The organism is Gelidibacter sp. (genome assembly GCF_053579655.1).
In genome coordinates, this window is the sequence record NZ_JBMDWE010000022.1 from 1 (window position 1) to 20,687 (window position 20,687).

General features: G+C 37.1%; 21 protein-coding genes. 7 read left to right on the plus strand and 14 right to left on the minus strand.

Annotated features, from left to right (window positions below; all coding sequences use genetic code 11):
* The 6 genes from ACOH2D_RS11890 to ACOH2D_RS11915 form a co-directional block, all read left to right on the plus strand.
* Positions 1-360, plus strand: a 360-nt coding sequence (locus ACOH2D_RS11890; RefSeq protein WP_449535367.1) for a hypothetical protein, incomplete at its 5' end; no start/stop codon positions are given.
* Positions 266-811: a YceI family protein gene (locus ACOH2D_RS11895; protein WP_449535368.1), complete on the plus strand. Its 546-nt coding sequence runs from the start codon at positions 266-268 to the stop codon at positions 809-811. The genes ACOH2D_RS11890 and ACOH2D_RS11895, both read left to right, overlap by 95 nt.
* Positions 812-943: 132 nt before the next feature.
* On the plus strand, positions 944-1,378 hold the full coding sequence (locus ACOH2D_RS11900; RefSeq protein ID WP_449535369.1) for a hypothetical protein: 435 nt from the start codon (positions 944-946) through the stop codon (positions 1,376-1,378).
* A gap of 18 nt (positions 1,379-1,396) precedes the next feature.
* Positions 1,397-1,855 carry a hypothetical protein gene (locus tag ACOH2D_RS11905; RefSeq protein ID WP_348034848.1) on the plus strand — a complete coding sequence of 153 codons (459 nt, stop codon included), beginning with the start codon at positions 1,397-1,399 and terminating at the stop codon, positions 1,853-1,855.
* A gap of 356 nt (positions 1,856-2,211) precedes the next feature.
* Positions 2,212-2,943 (plus strand): oxygen-binding di-iron domain-containing protein, encoded by a 732-nt coding sequence (locus tag ACOH2D_RS11910; RefSeq protein WP_449535370.1) that lies wholly within the window; start codon positions 2,212-2,214, stop codon positions 2,941-2,943.
* A 242-nt stretch (positions 2,944-3,185) separates the two neighbouring features.
* The gene (locus ACOH2D_RS11915) at positions 3,186-3,548 is read left to right on the plus strand and encodes an arsenate reductase family protein (protein WP_348034850.1); all 363 of its coding nucleotides are present in this window, start codon (positions 3,186-3,188) and stop codon (positions 3,546-3,548) included.
* Between the two features lie 254 nt (positions 3,549-3,802).
* Here ACOH2D_RS11915 and rapA read toward each other — a convergent pair whose 3' ends face one another.
* The 9 genes from rapA to ACOH2D_RS11960 all read right to left on the minus strand — a co-directional run bounded on the left by rapA (position 3,803) and on the right by ACOH2D_RS11960 (position 13,377).
* On the minus strand, positions 3,803-6,631 hold the full coding sequence (gene rapA, locus ACOH2D_RS11920) for an RNA polymerase-associated protein RapA (protein ID WP_449535371.1): 2,829 nt from the start codon (positions 6,629-6,631) through the stop codon (positions 3,803-3,805).
* 246 nt (positions 6,632-6,877) lie between these two features.
* Positions 6,878-7,585: a DsbA family oxidoreductase gene (locus tag ACOH2D_RS11925; RefSeq protein ID WP_449535372.1), complete on the minus strand. Its 708-nt coding sequence runs from the start codon at positions 7,583-7,585 to the stop codon at positions 6,878-6,880.
* A gap of 310 nt (positions 7,586-7,895) precedes the next feature.
* On the minus strand, positions 7,896-8,021 hold the full coding sequence (locus tag ACOH2D_RS11930; RefSeq protein ID WP_449535373.1) for a hypothetical protein: 126 nt from the start codon (positions 8,019-8,021) through the stop codon (positions 7,896-7,898).
* A gap of 310 nt (positions 8,022-8,331) precedes the next feature.
* Positions 8,332-9,000, minus strand: a complete 669-nt coding sequence (locus ACOH2D_RS11935; protein WP_348034853.1) for an RluA family pseudouridine synthase — start codon at positions 8,998-9,000, stop codon at positions 8,332-8,334.
* A 293-nt stretch (positions 9,001-9,293) separates the two neighbouring features.
* Positions 9,294-9,842 carry a DinB family protein gene (locus tag ACOH2D_RS11940; protein ID WP_449535374.1) on the minus strand — a complete coding sequence of 183 codons (549 nt, stop codon included), beginning with the start codon at positions 9,840-9,842 and terminating at the stop codon, positions 9,294-9,296.
* 93 nt (positions 9,843-9,935) lie between these two features.
* Complete coding sequence (locus ACOH2D_RS11945) at positions 9,936-10,127, minus strand: hypothetical protein (protein WP_449535375.1); 192 nt, start codon at positions 10,125-10,127, stop codon at positions 9,936-9,938.
* Between the two features lie 211 nt (positions 10,128-10,338).
* Entirely contained in the window at positions 10,339-10,623 is a 285-nt protein-coding gene (locus ACOH2D_RS11950; protein WP_348034856.1) for an addiction module antidote protein, read from the minus strand.
* Positions 10,624-10,626: 3 nt separating this feature from the next.
* A complete protein-coding gene (locus tag ACOH2D_RS11955; protein WP_348034857.1) occupies positions 10,627-10,926 on the minus strand; it encodes a type II toxin-antitoxin system RelE/ParE family toxin in 300 nt (99 codons plus the stop codon).
* Positions 10,927-11,334: 408 nt separating this feature from the next.
* Positions 11,335-13,377 (minus strand): BCCT family transporter, encoded by a 2,043-nt coding sequence (locus ACOH2D_RS11960; protein WP_449535376.1) that lies wholly within the window; start codon positions 13,375-13,377, stop codon positions 11,335-11,337.
* 1,205 nt (positions 13,378-14,582) lie between these two features.
* On the opposite strand from ACOH2D_RS11960, the gene ACOH2D_RS11965 reads away from it, so the two are divergent.
* Entirely contained in the window at positions 14,583-16,250 is a 1,668-nt protein-coding gene (locus tag ACOH2D_RS11965) for a formate--tetrahydrofolate ligase (protein WP_449535377.1), read from the plus strand.
* A 272-nt stretch (positions 16,251-16,522) separates the two neighbouring features.
* Here ACOH2D_RS11965 and ACOH2D_RS11970 read toward each other — a convergent pair whose 3' ends face one another.
* The 5 genes from ACOH2D_RS11970 to ACOH2D_RS11990 form a co-directional block, all read right to left on the minus strand.
* A complete protein-coding gene (locus tag ACOH2D_RS11970; RefSeq protein WP_449535378.1) occupies positions 16,523-17,443 on the minus strand; it encodes a WD40 repeat domain-containing protein in 921 nt (306 codons plus the stop codon).
* 294 nt (positions 17,444-17,737) lie between these two features.
* Complete coding sequence (locus ACOH2D_RS11975; RefSeq protein ID WP_449535379.1) at positions 17,738-18,022, minus strand: GNAT family N-acetyltransferase; 285 nt, start codon at positions 18,020-18,022, stop codon at positions 17,738-17,740.
* 467 nt (positions 18,023-18,489) lie between these two features.
* Complete coding sequence (locus ACOH2D_RS11980; RefSeq protein ID WP_449535380.1) at positions 18,490-19,368, minus strand: pirin family protein; 879 nt, start codon at positions 19,366-19,368, stop codon at positions 18,490-18,492.
* A gap of 12 nt (positions 19,369-19,380) precedes the next feature.
* Positions 19,381-19,905, minus strand: coding sequence for a YceI family protein (locus tag ACOH2D_RS11985; protein WP_449535381.1), 525 nt, complete (start codon positions 19,903-19,905; stop codon positions 19,381-19,383).
* An 84-nt stretch (positions 19,906-19,989) separates the two neighbouring features.
* Positions 19,990-20,583 (minus strand): Crp/Fnr family transcriptional regulator, encoded by a 594-nt coding sequence (locus ACOH2D_RS11990; protein WP_348062896.1) that lies wholly within the window; start codon positions 20,581-20,583, stop codon positions 19,990-19,992.
* Between the last annotated feature and the right edge of the window lie 104 nt (positions 20,584-20,687).

Sequence of the window (20,687 nt, forward strand, 5' to 3'; positions counted from 1 at the left end):
CAATCCAGAGAAGCACAATCCAGAGAAGCACAATCCAGAGAAGCGCAATCCAGAGAAGCACAATCAAGAGAAGCTACTGTCAACCATGCTCAACAGGAACAAAGAGTCCGCGCATTGCCAGAATACAAAGCGCCTCAAAATACCTTTAGATCGGGAGAACGTGCACAAAGAGCACCTAGTTCTAGAGCGCCAAGTTCTAACAGAAGACGAAATAAAATGCTAAGACAAGGACATGCCAATGGTTTACATATAATATTTTATAAAGATGAAAAATTCAACAGGTTTCAGAGTTTTATGGTTAATGGCGGGAATGTTCTTTATAACCAACATCGCCTTATGCCAACAAGAGGTTTCAAATGAAATTTCTTATAAAGTTGATTTTGGGCCCGTGTATCCGATTGAAGGAACTAGCAGTTCCATAACAGGAAAAGCTGCCCTAAATGACAAGACCGGTGCGTTTGAACAATTAAGCTTTGATGTGGATGTCAACACTTTTATTGGCATAAATTCAGGCTATTTAGGATGGATTAGCAATAGTTGGAAAAATCCAGACATGAAATTTACCAGCACATCCATTGCCAAAAAAGGAAATGACCTCATGGTGGACGGCCGACTTGAATTTAGACGAAGAACATCTTTCGTCCAAGTTAGGATGACTCAAAAGACCATTGGGACTACTATCATTTTATCGGGAGATTTCACGTTAAATACCAGTGATTTTTTTATCATAGCACCGCATCGCGATTTGGTGCCCACTTGGATTCCTTTCAAAGTGACTTTAGTTTTTGACAGCGTGAAGTTAAAAGAATGATTAGTTGTCATTTAATCCACTACTGAAAAGAAAGTCCTGTTAGATATGTACTGAAATACCAAAAAAAAATATAACAAGATATTTCAAGTCTCGAAAATAGAACCCTATTTGAACCGATTAAAAAATTGCCCTATGAATGAGGATGTAGATAATCTCTTGAAAGAAAAACTTGAAACCATGTATTTCCAGACCAAAGAATGGATAGAGGATATGGAATTTTATGAAATAGAATTTAATTTTTTAAACACCCTAATCTCAGATAGAATAGATACAACGACCACAGAGGATTTAGACCATAAGAATTTGTTTCGAAAAATGGATTTACTGCTTTTTAAGTTGTCTGATGAAGTTATATTTCAATTGAAAGAACATCTCAAAACACTATCTCATCTTTTGGATCCCATTGACCTATCTAATAATGATGAATGTGCAAAAGAACACAGTCGACTTTTAGATAAAATGATGCAAATTAAAATAGGTGTAAAAAAACTTAAAAAAGCCTTGTTCAAATACCTCAAAAATCATCCGTTCAAATTTGATTTAGATCGTTTTATAAAGGATTTGTAGAATTTTAACCAATTAAAAATGAAAATCAAGCTATTTTTTGTATTAGTCGTTTTTATGATTACACATTCAAATTCCCAAAACGACTATGATGTCCTTGAGCAAAACCTGCCTTATAATAAGTTAGCCACAAGTTTTACCATTAATGTGGTAGGCGCTGGCGAAAGTTTGGCTATGTATACTTGGCAGAAATTTATTGAAAAGCATAAAGGAACCACCTATGTGATTTCCTATGGCGAAGGAGATATTGAGTTGGAAAGTGAACACGTTGCATTTCCCTTATTGAATGATCAATTAGTGACCATACATTCAAGATTTTCGCCCAATCATACCGAAACAGGGGTGATGATGACCATTTGGATTCAATTGAGTGATGGTACGTATTACTCCACCAAATCGGACCCAGAATCTGGTAAGAAAATCAAAAATTGGCTGCTCGCTTTTCATCAGGAATTGAAGCAGTTAAATCGTACACACTAAAGTTATACTAATGTTAGCGGCAAGGCTGGCGGACTTCAAAGCGACATCATTAAAAATAAAACAATGATTAATAATTAAAAATTATTGATGTCCGGTTAAAAATTTCGTCGTCCTTCAAAAGAAAATACTGATAAAGGATTTTAAACGTTTTGTTCGTTAATGTCATCATTTTTCATTTTTGGGAAATGCTACCCAAATACTAATTTCCTGGTAATTATAAATTTATAAAATCGAGGTTTTAAGTGTTTTGCGGTTTTTGTCTTGATTCTTGGTTCTAACAGCGAAGCGGCGGTTACTGAGCTTGTCGAAGTGTCTTGATTCTTTTCCCGGACAATACTGATTAAAAAGATAATGCCATGATTAAAGTTTCAGAAATAGCCCCAGATGTATATCGAATTTCCGTATTCGTGCCAGAAATTAATTTACAGTTTAATCATTTTTTAATTAAGGATGATGAACCTATGCTCTATCACGCTGGAATGAGACAAATGTTTCCTGCAGTCCTGGAAGCTGTGAGCAAAATCATTTCTCCATCTCTGCTTAGGTGGATTGGGTTTAGTCATTTTGAGGTAGATGAATGCGGAGCACTTAATGAATGGTTGCAAGTAGCCCCAAATGCTAAAGCTGTATGCAGTGAAGCAGGTGCAATTGTCAATATGAAGGACTTCGCAATAAGGCCGGCCTATGCAATGGCAGGGAATGCTGTTCTAAGTACAGGAAAATATAATTATCGTTTTATTAGAACTCCTCACTTACCTCACGGTTGGGATGCAGGCGTAATGTTCGAAGAGACAAATAAAACTTTGTTGTGCTCAGACTTATTCCATCAAAATGGAAATGTAGCTGATATTACCGATAAGGACATTTTAGGTTCACATAAGAATTCGATGATTGAATTTGAACAAGGACCTTTAATGGAATATACACCTTATACCCATCATACCGCAAAACTACTTTATTCATTGGCAGACCTTAAACCAAAAACACTTGCAGTAATGCATGGCTCCTCATTCTATGGTGATTGCAGTCAGGCATTAATAGATCTTAATTTTGTAATGAAAGAGATTTGGGGGAATGAGGATAAGTAGAAATAAATCAATTGATCAAAGCTTTTACAAAAGCCCAGTCGCTAACTAAATGTATTTGAACATTGCGGGGTGCAGTTTAAATTTCTATTTTAGTTTTCAAACAATGTTTTCTTATGTTTTACAGTTTACTTTTTCAAAGCCCGCAACGTCACATACACAAACGTTAGCGGTCATTGTAAAATTACACCTTGGAGTATCAATAGACAGAATTTCGCTCATGGAACAACTTAAATAAAATGATTATGCCAGAATTAGCAGTATCAGAATATGAGATTTTATTAATCTATAATCCCAACAGCCCAACAGGTTCGCAAACTTTAAGTTATGCCAAAGGCGAAGGCTATCCTTTGCGCGATGTGGATGTTCTTCAACATCAATTTACAGGAACACAACTAGAGGAATTGGCCGATCGGCTGAACGTCAATATCGATGGTTTGGTGAACAAGGATCATCCAGATTTTAAAAACTATAAGGACAACGATTTCTCCGATGATGATTGGATCAAGATTTTGTGTAAAAACCCGCAACTCATCAAAGAGCCGATAGCCATCCGCGGGCATCAAGCGATGTTTGTAAAAACACCCAGTGATTTGTCACGGCTTTAGAATCGAACGCTCATCAACTATTTTCCAGTATTTGATTAATTCGAAAGTAGAGGTAACTTATTATTAGGATTTAGTGGTCTTAAAATTGTTGACACAAATTACACGAATTTTCACAAATTCATTCGCCTAAGTGTACCGTTTGGCTAAAGCTCTTTACTTTTGTTGTTTTTTCTGACCCCCAGCTGAAGCAAGGGGGTATTCAAAATTCAATGAAATTCTACAATGGCAAAAGACTTTCAGTCTATTTTAAAAAATCATTCTTTCCGAATCAATTGCAAGGCATCTAAACGTACACGTGCATTTTTTATGAGTGTTTCTAAGATCGCACGTTCTTCAATGGCCAACTCAATCTCTTCGGTTCTGATGTCTTTGTTTTTTGTTTTCAAAGTTTTAAGCCGTTCAATTTCATGATCGAGTTTGAGTGTCATCTGTTGTAAACCCTTTGCAATTTCTTTTTCTCCCAGTTCTTTTGCGATTTTTGATGCTGATGAAATCATATTTGGTAAAATGATATTTGCTAAAGTGTCATTTTCTAATAAGGCATCGATATTGCTTGGCATTAAATTTTTGTTGAGCATGTCAACCGAATAGCGGTCGGTCACTTCTTTTCCTGTATGGTCTACGATGATGCGTAGTGGCGTATGCGGAAGAAAACGGTCAATGTCAATGCTTTGTTTGCCTGATGTTTCCAACACAAAAATCAATTCCAATAGCAGGGCAGGAGAGCCGGTGCCTCGAATAACGCCATTGCTAGCACTTCCCGTGGTTGAACTGAGCACCATGTCAATCGCCCCTGTGGTCATGGGATGATCCCAACTTAAAAAGCTCACATCTTCTCGGCTAAGCGAGCGTTTTCTATCGAACGTCACCTGGATGCCTTCTTGCGGAATGGACGGAAATATTTCCGAGTTAAAAGAAGCCGGATGTAATAAATAAGTACGGGCGGCAAGATCTTCCATCTCCACATTAAAATGGTCAAATACTTCGGTTAAATAATTTTCAAGCGTGGTATCTTTATCTTCGGCTTGAATTTGTTGAATCAATTTTTTAGAGACTTTCGGTCGGAAGGAATTCATCTCCAATAATCGATCACGTCCTTCGGCAAGATCTTTCTTAAGTTTATTTTGAAAGTTTACGGTTTCGGTAATCAATATGTCGAGTTCGGAATTGACATCTTCAAAAGAAGATGTTTTAGCAATATCCAATAAGCGATCACTAAATAATTTAGAAATTAAGTTGCCACCTTCGAGGTTGGTATTAAAGGCATTCAAACCTTCATGATACCATCTTACAAGCAGGCTCTGTGGACTTCCAACAAGATAGGGCATATGAATGTGGATGTCTTTTTTCTGACCGATACGGTCCAAACGCCCGATGCGTTGCTCTAATAATTCGGGATGAAAAGGCACGTCAAATAGTACGAGATGGTGTGCAAATTGAAAATTTCGACCTTCACTTCCTATTTCTGAGCAGAGGAGAATTTGTGCACTATCATGTTCGGCAAACCAAGCGGCGTTTCTATCGCGTTGTACGAGTGTGAGGTCTTCATGAAAAACGCCAACATTCATGTTGATGGCTTTACTTATGGCCGATTCCAAAGCCAAAACTTTTTCTTTAGAAGTACAAATAAGTAAGATTTTCTCAGGATAGATGTCCTCCATTTTATTTAAAACCCACGCCACGCGAGGATCTTTATCAAAGTCAAATTCCTGTTCTGCTTTTATTTCTGAAGCCAGTTCCATATCCGAATTAAACTCATCCGTAACACGCTCCATCCAAAGACTGTGATTTTCTTCAACTTCAATCGGAATGACATTAGCGATGCGTTTAGGAAATCCGCTCATCGCCAAGCGCGTATTTCGAAATAAAACACGACCTGGTCCATGTTGGTCGAGCAAATCTTCAATAAGATTATGCTTTGCGAGGTCATTGTTTTTAGCTAATGCAGCAATTCGGTCTTTCGGAAATAGAGCTTCTAATTGCTTTTTATCCTTCGGTTTTAAATCTTCTCCTGAAGATAGCTTTTCAACCAACGTAGCAATGTCTTTAGTGCCTTCAGATTCTTTTATAAAATCATTGTAATTATGATAGCGGATAGGATCGAGTAATCGCAATCGCGCAAAATGACTTTCTACACCTAATTGTTCCGGCGTCGCAGTAAGCAACAGCAATCCTTTGGCCACTTGGCTCAATAATTCAACAATAGCATACTCCGGACTTACTTTATCAACGGACCATTCCAGATGATGTGCTTCGTCAACTACAAGCATGTCCCAATCGGCAGAAATGGCTTGTTGCGCGCGTTTTTGCGAACCGGCCAAAAACTCAGTACTGCAAATAATAAGCTGATTATCTAAAAATGGATTGCCATCGGGCGCGCTTTCTTCCAAAGAAACACAACGCTCTTCATCAAAAATATTAAACCACAAGTTGAATTTTCGCAATACCTCCACAAACCACTGATGTACGAGCGATTCAGGAACAAGAATAAGCACCCTTGAAATACGTCCCGTGACCAATAAACGATGCAAAATCAAACAAGCTTCAATGGTTTTACCAAGTCCAACTTGGTCTGATAACAAAACACGCGGGGCAAATCGTGAACTTACTTCATGAGCAATATAAAGTTGATGTGGAATTAAATCAATTTTACCACCCACAAAGCCATGAACCGGAGATGTCCGTCTGTTATAATTGTGATAAAGCGTTTCTCTACGCAATGCGAAGAGTTCAGGTGAGTCTACATCGCCCATAAAAAGACGATCATCCACGTTATGGGTTATGGTTCCACCAGCAATTTCCGATTCGTGCAGCTTTCGGTCGCTTCCATAATATACGTAAAGTCCATCTACGACTTTCACGTGTTCAATGAGCATGGATTGTCCTTGTTGATCGACAATGGAATCTCCAGATTTAAAAATTGTTCGGCGTAAAGGCGCACTTTCTGTGGCATACAGTCGCGTTTCGTCTGCTACGGGAAAATACATCTGTATTTTTCCTTTGGTTACTTCTGTGACGATGCCTAGTCCAAGTTCAGGTTCTCCAGAACTGGTATATCTTTGATCAGGAAAAAATTCTCCCATATAGTATGTTTCTTGTTTAGTTGAATGCCGAAATTCTAAGCGGCAAAGTTACTTCATTTTAAAAGAAGGAACGTTTCGATTTAGGAATAGCTTAGAGTTTTAGCTCAGGGCAAGCATGAATAACTCTGAGCTTTAGGTCGGAGAGTCATGGTATAGAAGTAAAGTAGGCCTCAACCAAATGCTGCCTAAAAGAGGTGTTTGGTTAAAGCCTTTTGTCTTTTTTTGTCTCCCAGTTTAAGCTGAGAATTATTCGCAAATGCCATCTGGCGTACAACTTTGTCCTTGCGTAATATCTAGTTTAGTTACAGGATTTTTTTCTCTCCATTCTGAAAAGGATTTCTCCAGGCTTTCCAAAAATGCCTGTGGTGGTTGTGCGCCTGATACCGCATATTTTCGATCCAGTACAAAAAACGGAACGCCCTGAACCCCTATTTGCTGAGCTTCCTGAACATCGTGATTTACTTGAGCAGCATATTTTTCATCTGTAAAAGCGGTTTTAATTTCGGTTTCATCCAAGCCGATGTCTTTGCCTATTTGAGTTAAAGTATCTAAATCGGCTATGTTTTTTGCTTCTGTAAAAAAAGCATGAAATAAATATTCTTCCGCCTGGTCTCCCAAACCTTTGGTTTTGGAAAATTGGATAAACTTATGAGCGTTTAATGAATTCACGATGACCGATTTATCTAAATAGTAGTCCAATCCAACTTTTTTGGCTGTTTGGGTCACATTGTTTAACATACCTTTTACTTGCTCAGCAGTCATTCCTTTGCGTTTCACAAGATATTGCTGGTAATCTTCCGTTACTGATTCAGGAAAAGCAGGATCTAATTGGTAGCTTTTCCAGATGATTTCGATATGATTTTTATGTGGAAATTGTTCAAGAGCGGTTTCAAGATTCCGCTTTCCAATATAGCAAAACGGACACATGACATCACTCCAAATTTCTATTTTCATTTTGTTTTTCATTATTTTTTTATTTACTGAATTTATATTTTCTTCTTGTAGATTATTGCTATTTGGTCGAGCTATGGCTAGGTTCATTACTTTGGATATCGAAAATCTTAATAAACCAGTTATAAAATTCACATTAGTGCAGAAACGACTTTGCATAAAGTTTACAAAATTGGCTGCTCAACTGTAGAGAGGTAAATGCTCACTTAAGAAAATCCTGCTACGTTTTGAGGTGTAGCAGGATTTTATAAGTAACACAAACCAATAAATTGCACACGGTGTTAGTGTGGAGTTTGTCAGAGTACCGTTCAGCTTATTTAGACTTCTTTAGTCTCTTTTCTGCCTTTTTTTCTTTTGGAGTTTTAGCAGCTTCTTTTTTAACGGCCTTTTTTGCGTCTTGACTTTTTGCCATGATATTTTCTTTTAAAGATTTATTCATTCAAATTTAAGGATAAATATCACAGGTTGCAGTTGCTTTATGATCGGTTGTGATTAAAAAGGGAATTTATGGTTATGCCTTCAAAAACATTTCTTTTTTAATCTTAAATATGAGTCGATTGAATCGGTTTTTATTGGCTAAAATTTTTTGACACCAATTACACGGATTTTCACGAATGGAATCGTCCTCTGAATGTTCAGACGGAAATTATTTACTATAAATTTCACGAATACAACAGACTTTCAATCTGTTTTAAAAAAACAGTCAAATGTAGGTGTGGTTGATTTCATAATTTGCACACCTCTTAAATTTAGATATTCTTGAATTCCCAAAAAGCGTTTTTTGGCAGTGGCGCCTCAAAGGTTTTTAATTCTTTCGAACCTGGGATTTCATAGGTTAATTTCCAGGCATGAAGACAAATGGAAAGTGGGAAATAATCTTGATCGGAGCCGTATTTTTCATCGCCAATAATAGGGAGTCCAATATTTGATAATTGCGCTCGTATTTGATGAAATCGGCCCGTGGTTGGTTTGACTTCCAAAAGATAACCAAACTCATTTTGGTCAATAACTTGATAGGAGAGTCGACAGTCCTGAGCGTCTTTTAATTTTGTTGGGAGGATTTCCGCTCTTTTTTCGGGATTATTTTTTACAAGAAAATTGATTAAAGAGCCTTTGTTTTTTGGCGGCCTATGAGATACAATTGCCAAGTAGGTTTTTTGAACTTTCCGGCTGCTAAAGAGATTGTTTAATTCTACTAAAATGCTTTTTTTCTTTGCAAAAATCAATAAGCCACTGGTCACGCGGTCTAATCGATGTGCTACGCCAACATAGGGTTTTCGAGTGTTTTTTAAGAGGTGTTCAAAAACTTGATCCTCAACCGTGTTTTTTTCAAAAGGACTTTTTTCGCTAATAAGTCCTGCCTTTTTGTTGACGACAATATAATCGTTGTTTTCATGTATTACTTGAAGGGGCGTCATTAGTGGTGTTTATTTTTAAACTTTAGAATGGGATTGTAATGGCAAAGAAACTCCGTTATGATCTATTTATCCAAGTTTAAGTCATTTAAATTAATTATGGCCAGGAAACCTGACAGCTTCTAAAAGTTTAGACACGAATTTCATGAATTTTCACGGACTTATTCGTACTCTGAGAAAGCAGACTCAAATTTTTTAGCATAAATCTCAAGAATACCAGACTTTCAGTCTGTTTTAAAATCCCCGTCAGAACATTTGTCGGGCTGGTATGGCACTTTAGTTAATAGTGATTTAATTTAAGAACGTTCTACTGTGCTATTTGCTTGCACTAAATGACGTTCATTGTGATAGACAATGACTCTAAAAGTATCTCCAAGTTTTAATTTAATCAAATTTGTGATACTTCTTGCTGTTTTGGTTTTGTTCAAATCGATGTTCCTTGATTTATCCAATAAGTTCAATAATTGTTCTTGTTGCGAGATAAAACGCGCGATTGTTGTTTTATTCCAGGTACTACCTGATGGGTTTTTATCCTTAAACGTCTTCATTTTATTCAGCTTCTCCTTTGGCAACATACTTTTCGCGAAATAATTACCTAAAACTCCAGATTTGAAGTTCTTTTTTGAAGTTGCTTTTGAACTTTCGATTTTCTTATTGATTTCTGGAATATAGAAATCGCCATATAAATTCAAATGTTCCAAACACTCCAAAATACTCCAATTGTTTGGTCGAGCTTTCCAATTAAGATTTATGGTTGAAAGCGTACTAAAATATTCAGCTTGGTTGATGTTTAACCGCGTTCTTTCGATCAAGTCCTGTATTAATTTTTCCGATGCTATGGTCATTGTTTTTTTTCTCAAAAATCGGTGTTATTCTTTGCGAAAACATTGATTTGGATTAAGATTTTTTGATTCTCGACAATGTTTCAGGCGTCATTCTCAATTAGGAGGCAATGTATTTTTGAGGATTTCTTGGAATAATTGTGGACTTCTTGCCAAAACTCTTTGATATCTTTCTAAAGGCGAAGAAGTCACAATATCGCGTTCTCTTTCCATATGTTGAAATATCAACTCTTCAAGTATGATATGCCGGATTTTTATGTTTTCTTCTGAATTTGATATGAAATCCATAAAAGTTGTTTTTTTATGACTATTAAAGTAATCTTTTTGATTGCTTAGATATATAAATCTGATGATTTTTCACTTATAAATGAATCCAAGGATGCAATAAAGTTTTCTTTATAGCCAAACCTGATTGTGTTTTCCTCAAATTCGTCCAAAACATAAATCCTGCATCTCGAAGTTTTTGCACAATAAAAAATTTATTTATGCTTTTGTTTTTTTAGATAGACTTTGGGGTCACTTGGATTTGTCCTCCAATGGCTTTTAGAACTTTCATTATCGTCGCAAATTGAGGTTTGGATCCTTCCGATAATGCTTTGTATAAACTCGGTCTGCTCAATCCAGTTTCCTCCGATATTTTTGTCATTCCTATCGCTTTTGCAATATGTCCGATGGCATTAATTATATCTGCATGATTTCCTTCTTCTAAAACGGTATTGAGATACTCTGCAATCATTTCTTTACTATCCAAATAATCTGCAATGTCAAATTTTGAGGTTTCCATTTTCTATTTATTTAATTTTCTCCAAATTTCTTTGGCTTTTGTAATGTCTTTTTGTTGAGTGGATTTATCGCCACCAATAAGTAAAATAATAATCTTTCCATCTTGTTCTTTGAAGTAAACTCTATAACCTTTCGCGAAATTTATTCGCATTTCCTGAATGCCGTCGCCAACAGGTTTGCAGTCTCCAAAATGTCCGTCGTTTTCTATTTTCTGAATTCTAAACAGGATTTTGGCTTTGGCCATGAGGTCTTTAAGCTTTCTTAGCCATTTGTCAAATTCAGTTGTTTTCTCGATAAAGAACATAATTACTGTATCTACTTGGAGACAAATTTACGTTATTTTATTGAGTAAGTTAAGTAATGTTTGAGTTTTATTAGAATGGTTTTGAAGATTTTATTTTGTCAGATTGACTTTGGAATCGATCGGTTTAACTGGTCTTAAATTTATAAGACTACTTTGTGTTAAGCACTAGATCACTTCTATTCAACTTTTAATTCAATTGACAATCTAAATGCAATGGCAATTAAGTCTAAATTCGATTAACGAATATTTTTTAAGAACGTCTTCAAAAAGGAATTTAAGCCACAATAACCTTATAAGCAGAGCAGCTGCCGTAAGTCGTGCTAAGACTAAACTGGTTGTCAGCGTTGCTGTCTGGGAATATTATTATAAGAAAGAGCGTTAATTTTAGCGTTCTTTAATTTTATACACCTAGTTTTTAAGCTTTTGTTTCACCTTTTGGAGTTTTTTGAGGTGGCGGTTACGACTTATAAACATCACGTTCTTTTCTTCTGAAGTTAACTTTAAGTACCGTTCATAATGCTTCAAAACATCTGTTATTAATTCGTTTTTAGTAAAATAGAGGACACTGTACCCTTGTCGGTTATCCCCAAAATAGGAAAGAGGGTAAAAGGATTTATCGCTATTCGCATCCGGCAGGTTTTCTTCGTTTAGAAAATAGTCGGGCAAATTCCGTGATTCGGTTCTTACCCCATAAATGAAGTTATTTAAGACGTCATAATGTATTTCCAATTCTATTCTATTCGGTTTTTGATAGGTGTTGATTTGGGAAGTGATCTCATATTTTGATAAAACCGCTTTCATTTCTTCAAAAGCCATTTTTACCGTGGTATTGATAAAATTATCAATGGCGGACCTGTTTTTAAAAGTGACTATTTGATTCAACTTATCCTCCCACGTATCCGACGACCATAAATCGGTTGTTGCCGAAAAGTCCCGATCGTAATATTTATAATCAATGCGCAAGGCCTTCACCAAGCTTACAATAAACAGGATCATAATAACCGAGAACGGCAAGGCCGTAATTAGTGTCATGCTTTGCAAGGCGTCCAAACCACCGGCATTTAAGAGCACAAGGGAAATGATCGCCAATAAAACGCCCCAAAGCGCGATTTGCAGTTTAGAGGATTTGGACGAGTTCTTCGTGGCAATGCTATCCATAACCAGGATCCCTGAATCGGCAGAGGTGACAAAGAAGATGATAATGATGAATATGACTAAAAAACTGGTTATTCCAGAGAGTGGCAGGTATTCTAAAAACCGGAACATTAGGACATCCGGATTACCGGCGATGCTGCTCAAGGTGCCATCGGCTATGGTACGGTCGGCCCACATTGCACTGTTCCCAAATACGGTCATCCAAATAAAATTGAACATCGTAGGTATGATAAGCACGGCCGCTACAAAACCTCTAATGGTACGGCCTTGGGATATTTTCGCAATAAACAAACCGACATAAGGCGCCCAGGAAATCCACCATGCCCAATACAAGATCGTCCAGTCATAAAACCAGGGCAATTCATCTGTTTTGTACGAATGAGTGTTAAAGGTCAATTCTATAAAGCTACTGATATAATTCCCTAAGCCTTCGGTGAAACTCCCAATAAGCAGGGTGGTAGGCCCCACGGCAATTACAAATATCAATAGGAAAATGACCGCCACAATATTAATGCCGCTCAATATTTTTATGCCCTTGCTAACGCCTGTCACTGCAGATAGAATAGAGGCGGCAACCAAAACGGCAACAATGATGATTTGGTACGAGAAACTTGTATCGGGAAAAATATTCATATTGACCAACCCTGAATTTATTTGCACCACTCCAAATCCTAAAGTGGTTGTAATCCCAAATACCGTACTGCAAAGGGCAAATATATCAATGACATTTCCCCAAACGCCATGTATGCGTTCTTTAAGCAACGGATAGAAGCAACTTCTCAAAGAGAGCGGCAGCTTATAGCGGTAGGTAAAATATGATAAAGATAAACCCACAATGCCATATATAGCCCAAGCGTGGATGCCCCAATGAAAAAAGGTGTAGAGCTGTGCATTCTTGGCACGACTAATCGGGTCTAAATCGGCAAAAATTGGGTTGCTGTAATGCTGCATAGGTTCTGCCACGCTGAAATACATAAGCCCAATCCCCATACCCGCGGCAAAGAGCATGGAAATCCAGGAGAAATAAGAATGCTGGGGTTTGCTATCATTATTACCGAGCTTGATATTACCGTATTTGCTCAAGATCAAATAAAACATAAAGAACACAAAAATGGTGACCGACCATACATAGACCCAGTTGAGGTTAACGAAGATAAAATGCTTTATCTGATCTAGGACAGCTCCTGTTTGTTCGGGAAACAGGGCGGCTAAAAAAGAGGTGACTACAATGAAAATCAAACTAGGAACTGTGATGCCCCTGTTTAATGTCGATTTATTGGTGCGTATTTCTGCCATGACACTCTTTTTAATGATTATATAAATGAGATCCTATTTAAATCAATGACGGTAGGGGTAGGCCACAAAAAGCCACTTTCACAACAGAGGCGTAAAGCTGCCTATTATATGGTCTGTTTTATTAATATAAAGCTTGCCCATTTAAACGGGTTTGAACTAAGGAGCCCGAAGGATTAAGCTTTTTGATGACCCATAGTCAGTCATCATCCTAGCGCTAAAGTCCAAAGGCTTTTCTGCGGTTCAGTTTTTAATGGTCCTTTAAGCCAAAGGTTTTTCAAATGGGTGCCCAAAAAAAAAGTCGTTCCATAATTGGGACGACTTATATATAGGACGTTTGCATAGGTTGGCCTTTTCTTGATTGATCTGCCAACCAGATTGGTTGCATTCCTTTTTCCTCAAAAACCACGTTTGCTCGGTTCATTTTTGAATGGTTTATTCAATACACTAATTTAAAAAGATTTTTTAACAATACGGTCAATAAGTATTAAATTCGTCACTGCTTTTTTTGGAGGGTGGAAGGAGCGGGCAGGCGCTTATGATCTTGTGTGGCGGCGACTAAGAGGACTTTTATCGCCCTATATAAATCAGTGAATTAGGTAAGTATAAGCATCACGCTGATAACTGGAATAAAAAATTTAAAACCAACTTGGTATCGCTATTAATCAATGTGTTTCCAGTTAATTATTTGATTTAAGCTGTCCGGAATTTAGCTAAAACTCCAAGATAATAAATAAAACAGCCATAAAAAAGGGCTTAATTACGTTCGGTTTTTATGGATTTATGGGGTTGTTCAAAGGTTACCGGTGTTTAAACTCCACAATCGAAAGGCAAACCGAACTCCGAGGGACTTCCGATCATCATGTAGCGAAGCGGGTCAACCATGTAGGTCAGCGGATTAAAAGAGGCGATCACTTTTAACTAATTGGGCATAATTTGAGTTGATAATGTCCTGAAATTCTTGTTATGCTCTTCAAATAATTTTTATAATCGATTCCGTTTTGGTTTAAGTTCTTTTTTGACGTAAATACTTGTCTTTTTAAAGCTGCAAAGAGAGAAGGTTTCGAATATTTCTTTCTTAAAGGGGGCAATGGATTGGACGCTTCAATTCTACAAATAAAGTCAGTCCAGTAGAAAAGGATGACATTAATTATACAATTTCAGGAATCTAAACTTTACCTTTATTCCACTTTTAAAATATTAATCTTATGACAGAAATACAAATTGCACAAAGCGTTACGCCTAAGCATATTAAAGAAATAGCGGCAAAATTGGCAATTCCTGAGGAGAAATTGGAGTACTACGGTAACGACAAAGCAAAACTTCCTTTAGATATTATTGATGAAGAAAAAATAAAAAACAACAAGCTCATCTTAGTGACGGCAATTACACCTACGCCTTCTGGTGAAGGAAAAACCACCACGTCCATTGGATTGGTTGATGCGCTCAATATTTTAGAAAAGAAAGCTGCAGTGGTCATCCGAGAACCTAGTTTAGGACCTGTTTTTGGTATGAAAGGTGGCGCAGCTGGTGGCGGGTGGAGTCAGGTTATTCCTATGGTTGACATAAATCTACATTTTACGGGCGATTTTCACGCCATTGAAAAAGCGAATAACTTACTTTCGGCGCTCATCGAAAATAACATTCAAAGTAAAACGAGAAGTCTGGGTATCGATCCTAGAACCGTCGTTTGGAAACGCTGTATGGATATGAACGATCGCGGCTTGCGGAATATCCTTGCCGCACTTGGTGGAAAGGCTGGCGGTGTTCCTCGGGAAACAGGTTTTAATATTACGGCAGCTTCTGAGATTATGGCGATTTTGTGTTTAGCAACCGATTTAGAAGATCTAAAAGAAAAATGCGGGAATATTTATGTGGGGGACACTTGGGAAGGAGCGCCTGTTTTTGCCAAAGATTTAAATGCCAATGGTGCCATGGCAGTTTTATTAAAAGATGCCATAAAACCTAACTTGGTTCAAACATTGGAAGGAAATCCGGCCATTATCCACGGCGGCCCTTTCGCCAATATCGCACAAGGAACGAATTCTATCGTAGCAACAAAAATGGGGATGACCCTAAGTGATTATACCATCACTGAAGCCGGATTCGGATCTGATTTAGGTGCGGAAAAATTCCTGAATATCAAGTGTCGTACGGCTGGAATTTCTCCTAAAACTATTGTTTTGGTGGCTACCATTAGAGCCTTAAAATACCACGGAGGAAAATCCTTAAAAGAGATTACGCAAGAAGATGTAGAAGCACTTCAAAAGGGAATTCCCAATTTGGAGAGGCATATTGCGAGTCTGAAAAGTTTTGGAATTCCTATCGTAGTTTCGATAAACGCCTTCAAATCCGATACGGAAGCTGAAATACAAGTCGTAAAAGACCAATGTGAAAAATTGGGCATTCCTGTAGCATTAAGCTTTGGTTGGGAAAAGGGAGGGAAAGGCTGTTTGGATCTTGCTGAAAAAGTCATTACGGCAGCGGAATCGTGTACGAACCAATATCATCCTACCTATGACCTTGATGACAATGTGTACATCAAAATGAAAAAGATTTGCCAAACTATTTATGGTGGAGAAAACATTGTTTTAAGTGAACTTGCAAAATCACAATTACGTAAATATGAGGAAATGGGCTATGGAAATTTACCAGTCTGTATGGCAAAAACAGAAAAGAGTTTTAGTGACGATCAAAAGCGATTGGGCCGTCCGGAGCAGTTTGATATACATATTAGGGAGTTTGAATTAGCAGCAGGCGCCGGGTTTATAATCCCGATTGCGGGCAATATGTTGCGTATGCCTGGATTACCTGCGACTCCTGCAGCCGAGAAAATCACGATTGACAAGAATGGTACAATTAAAGGCTTGTTTTAAATGCTGAGCCAATTAATTGATTTATTGATAAAGTTTTGGTTTAAGTGTTTTAGTTTAAAGTGTTTTTAGTTGAGTTCATAAGGCTGAAATTTTTGTTGACGACAAAGATTTCGGCCTTTTGGTTTATCGGATTTTTGTAAATAGGTGTATTGTTATAGAATTTAAAAATATCTGCGAGTATCTGCGTGATCAGCGAAAAATTAAACCATGGGACTGTGAAAATTCTCCCGAAGATTACGCGGAATAAAAACAAATATTTCTACTTCATAAATTTAGTTTTCGTCTCTAATTATGTCCCAAATCATAATCGTTCGATCATCGGAGGCGGAAATCAGGTAATTATTATAGGTGCTCCAAATTAATTTATTTACAGAAAATTGATGTCCAGCATCATCTTCTTTGTTAATTACTTTTAAGAGTTGAAATGTTTTAGAATCCCATATTTTTAAGGTTTTGTCACGACTGGCCGTGGCAAATAAGTCGGAATTTGGACTGTAGGCAATATCATAAATCGCCCATTCATGTGCCGGGATTGATATTTTCATTTCATAATCTCCAACTTGCCAGATGTTCAAATAACCATCTCGGCCTCCCGTTAAAAGGAATTTTCCATCAGGACTGTAGCGCACCACATTTGACGAAAGTTGATGTCCGAGAAAAACCTTCTTTTCCAATAATGTTTTAAGATCCAAAATATGAATGTTGCCATCGCCAGTAGCCACGGCTATTTCAGACGTTTTATAATTAAAATCAAGATGGCGTACTTTTTCATCTGACAGTTTTATAATCTGGATGAAGTCTAAAGTGTCCAATGCATAAACGGCAAGATTCCCATCGCCACCAGATGTATAAATGCAATTGGTTTGAAGAGAATAACTGATATTAAAAACCTCAGACGTGTGGGTCTCCAGAACTTTGATTTCTTCATTTTTTTCTAAATCGAATATATGAACCTTGCCATTTGAAGTTCCTGCCAGTACTAATTGTTTTTTTGGAATGTGGCAAATGACATAGATAACCGCAGGAATACTGGCGACAACTCTTTCAGATTGCAATGTTTTTAAATTCCATTCAGCGATTAACTTATCGCCACTGCCAGATAAAATAAGATGATCAGCAGTTCCTTTATGTAAAGTGTATATAGGGCTGGTGTGCCCATTTAGTTCGGCTATTTTATTTACCTCAATTTTCATTTATGAAGGAGTTTTTTTATTGGTCTTTAATTAAGTTGAAATTTTGTGTTATAATGCGTCTTGCTTCAGCTTCTGAAAATTTTTACACTCCCGAAGCGTCGGGATCACTAATTTTTACTGATTTGTTCCTACGGCGTGCTCGGCTATGATTAATTCTATGTTTGACATGGTTTGAAATTTTAATATCAAGTTGTTATTTAAAAAAATAAGGAGTTTGCCATACAACAAACTCCTTAAAAATAGGATCATAAAAGTTGATGTTATTGTAATAAAAACAAGATACTCAAATTATAGTTAAGCCAGAACATCTCTGATAGTTTCGTCTCTATCAAATCTTCCTTTGGCATAAGGACACAGCGGAATTATCTTGACCTCATTTTTTCTGGCAAAATCAACGCCTGCCATGACCAAATCCTTTGCAAATCCTTTTCCGCTAAACTTGTCATCAACGCCAGTATGGTCAATTATAAACTTGTCTTTTCCAGCCCAAGTATAGGTCATCTCTCCAGCTAGTTCCTCATCTTCAGAAATAACAAACCGTCCTTTTTTACCGTTATCCTCTTGTTTTATTGTGGTCATAATTTTTTGGTTTAATAACTGTCCGTAATCTTCCTAAAGATCAAATTGGACATAGGATTAAAAGACAATTCGATTAACTCAGTGCATCGCGTGAGACATAGGACTCAAAACTTTTCAAATAAATATATTCAATTTAATGATGTTTTTTTTAGTCTTATGTCCTGCATCTTAATGTCTTAAGTCCTTTTCAGGTTTTTAAATTTTATTGATCTCAAATTAAGTTAAAGCCCTATCAGAATGTATGATGGGCTGGTATGTACTTTAGTGCCTCTTAATTTAGCTACTAAAAATTTAGACACGAATTTCACGGATTTTCACGAACTTACTCTTATATTAAAAATGTCGGCTCAATTTTTGATCATAAATTTCACTAATGTAACAGACTTTTAGTCTGTTTTAAAAACCTCCGCTAGAACGTTTCTCGGGTTGGTATGGCACTTTAATCCATGGTAATTTAGTTTACATTATTAATCTTCTAAATAACCGAATTTTCCCACATTATATTCATTAAAAGCTTCCATTAACTCTTCTCTGGTATTCATTACAAAAGGGCCTTGAGCTGCAATGGGTTCATTAATAGGTTCGCCGCTTAAAACCAGTACAAAAGCATCATCTAAGGCTTCGATTTCAAAAGTTTCGCCATCATTAGCCATTAATGCTAAATGATCGGTTGGCGCTTTTTCTTTACCGTTGATGATAATATTGCCTTCGATGACCAGAAGTGCAGTATTATAATCCGCAGGAAACTGAAAGTCTGCCTTTCCACCTTTATTTAATTTCGCATTAAACATGTTTACTGGTGTAAACGTGGAAGCGACGCCTTTCGTGTTTTTGTACTGGCCAGCAATGACTTCAATGGTACCTGCGTTGTTGTCTAATTGATGCCGGTTGATAGCTTCATATTTTATGGCTTGGTACTTCGGATTCGTCTTTTTGTCCTTTGCGGGCAAGTTGACCCAAAGTTGAACCATTTGGAAGTCGCCACCTTTTTTGCTCCATTCCTCTTCGTGGTATTCTTTGTGCAATACGCCATTGGCAGCAGTCATCCATTGCACATCGCCTTCGCCAATAATCCCACCGCCACCACTGCTGTCGTGATGGGCAACTTTACCTTTGTAGGCGATGGTTACCGTTTCAAATCCTTTGTGTGGATGGACGCCAACGCCTTTTGGTTTTTCGGAAGGTGGGAAATTATAGGTGGAATTATAATCCAACAGAATAAATGGACTCATCCGTTGCATATCCATACGAAAACCACTCGGAATGAAATTATGTACGCGAAATCCATCGCCTACAAAATGTGGCGCTCTTGGGCTTGCTACTAATTCTACCGTTTTTGTTTTCATTAATTTTCTTTTTTATTGTTTGATAAATTCAAGATCGATACCCAATCTTATTTTATCGCCTACCACGATTGTGCCAGCTTCAGTTAAGGCATTCCAGGTTAAACCGTAGTCCTTTCTACTAACGGTTCCAGTAACTTCAAATCCCGCTCTTGTGAGTTGGTATTGATCTTCAGCAACGCCGTTAAAACTAACGTCAAGAGCAATTTCTTTGGTCACGTTTTTTATGGTCAAATCGCCTACCATGGTGTCGCCATTAAAAGATTTCGATTTGAATGAGATTTTCGGGTATTTTTCAGCATCAAAGAAATCGGCTGATTTTAAATGATTATCTCGGTCTTTGTTTTTAGTGTTGACTGAATCGGCGTTTGCAGTGAATGTGAAACTTGCATTTTTAAAATCTGCATTGTCACTTTCAACACTCGCTTCAAATTCATTCAGATTCCCCGTGATGGTAGAAATCATCATGTGTTTTACCTTGAATCCGATTTCAGAGTGTACCGGATCTAATTTCCATTTTGTTTTTCCTGTTGTTTCCATGTTTTACGATTTAATGTGTTATATATTAATTTTAAACAAAGGTAGACATCAAGGTTATCCTATGCATTGATGTATGGTAAGAAGCTATTTTTTGAAGTTTTTTTGTGCGAGTTCCTTCCGGACGCGGCTTAAGCTTTCTGGAGTAATTCCTAAATAAGAGGCAACCATGGTTTGAGGCACACGTAAAAGAATGTCGGGATACATTTCAATAAAGTTTAGATACCGTTCTTCGGCACTTGCGCTTAACAATAGGTTGATACGATTTTGTAATTGACGAATGTGATTGTGAAGTAGCCTATTGTTAAATTCAGTAAATGAAGGAGCTTTATCCGTAAGGACTTGAATGAGATTTTCATCAATAATGGTCACTGTACTGTCTTCTAAAGCTTGAATATAATAAGCGGTGGGCTGGTTAAAATAAACGCTTTCTCTATCGGTAACGAACCAGTTTTCTGGTGCGAAAGATATGGTGTGTTCTTTACCTTTCTCATCGATCGAATATTGGCGCATAAGTCCATTTTCTACAAAAAATGTATGCTTGCAATATTCGCCTGGTCTCAATAAAAACGCATCTTTTTGAACTCTTTTAATCCTGCAGTTTTCTAGTAGTGGCGAAATTTCATGTTCATCAATAGCTAGATTTGTCGCTAAAAATGTTTTAAAATTGGTGTCGTTCATTTTTCGTTTGCGATATTCTAAGAGGTTACTATAATGAAAAGTTAAGGTACGAACCTTTCGGAATATATTGGACTAAAATTTTAAAAAGAGACTAGTGTTCAATG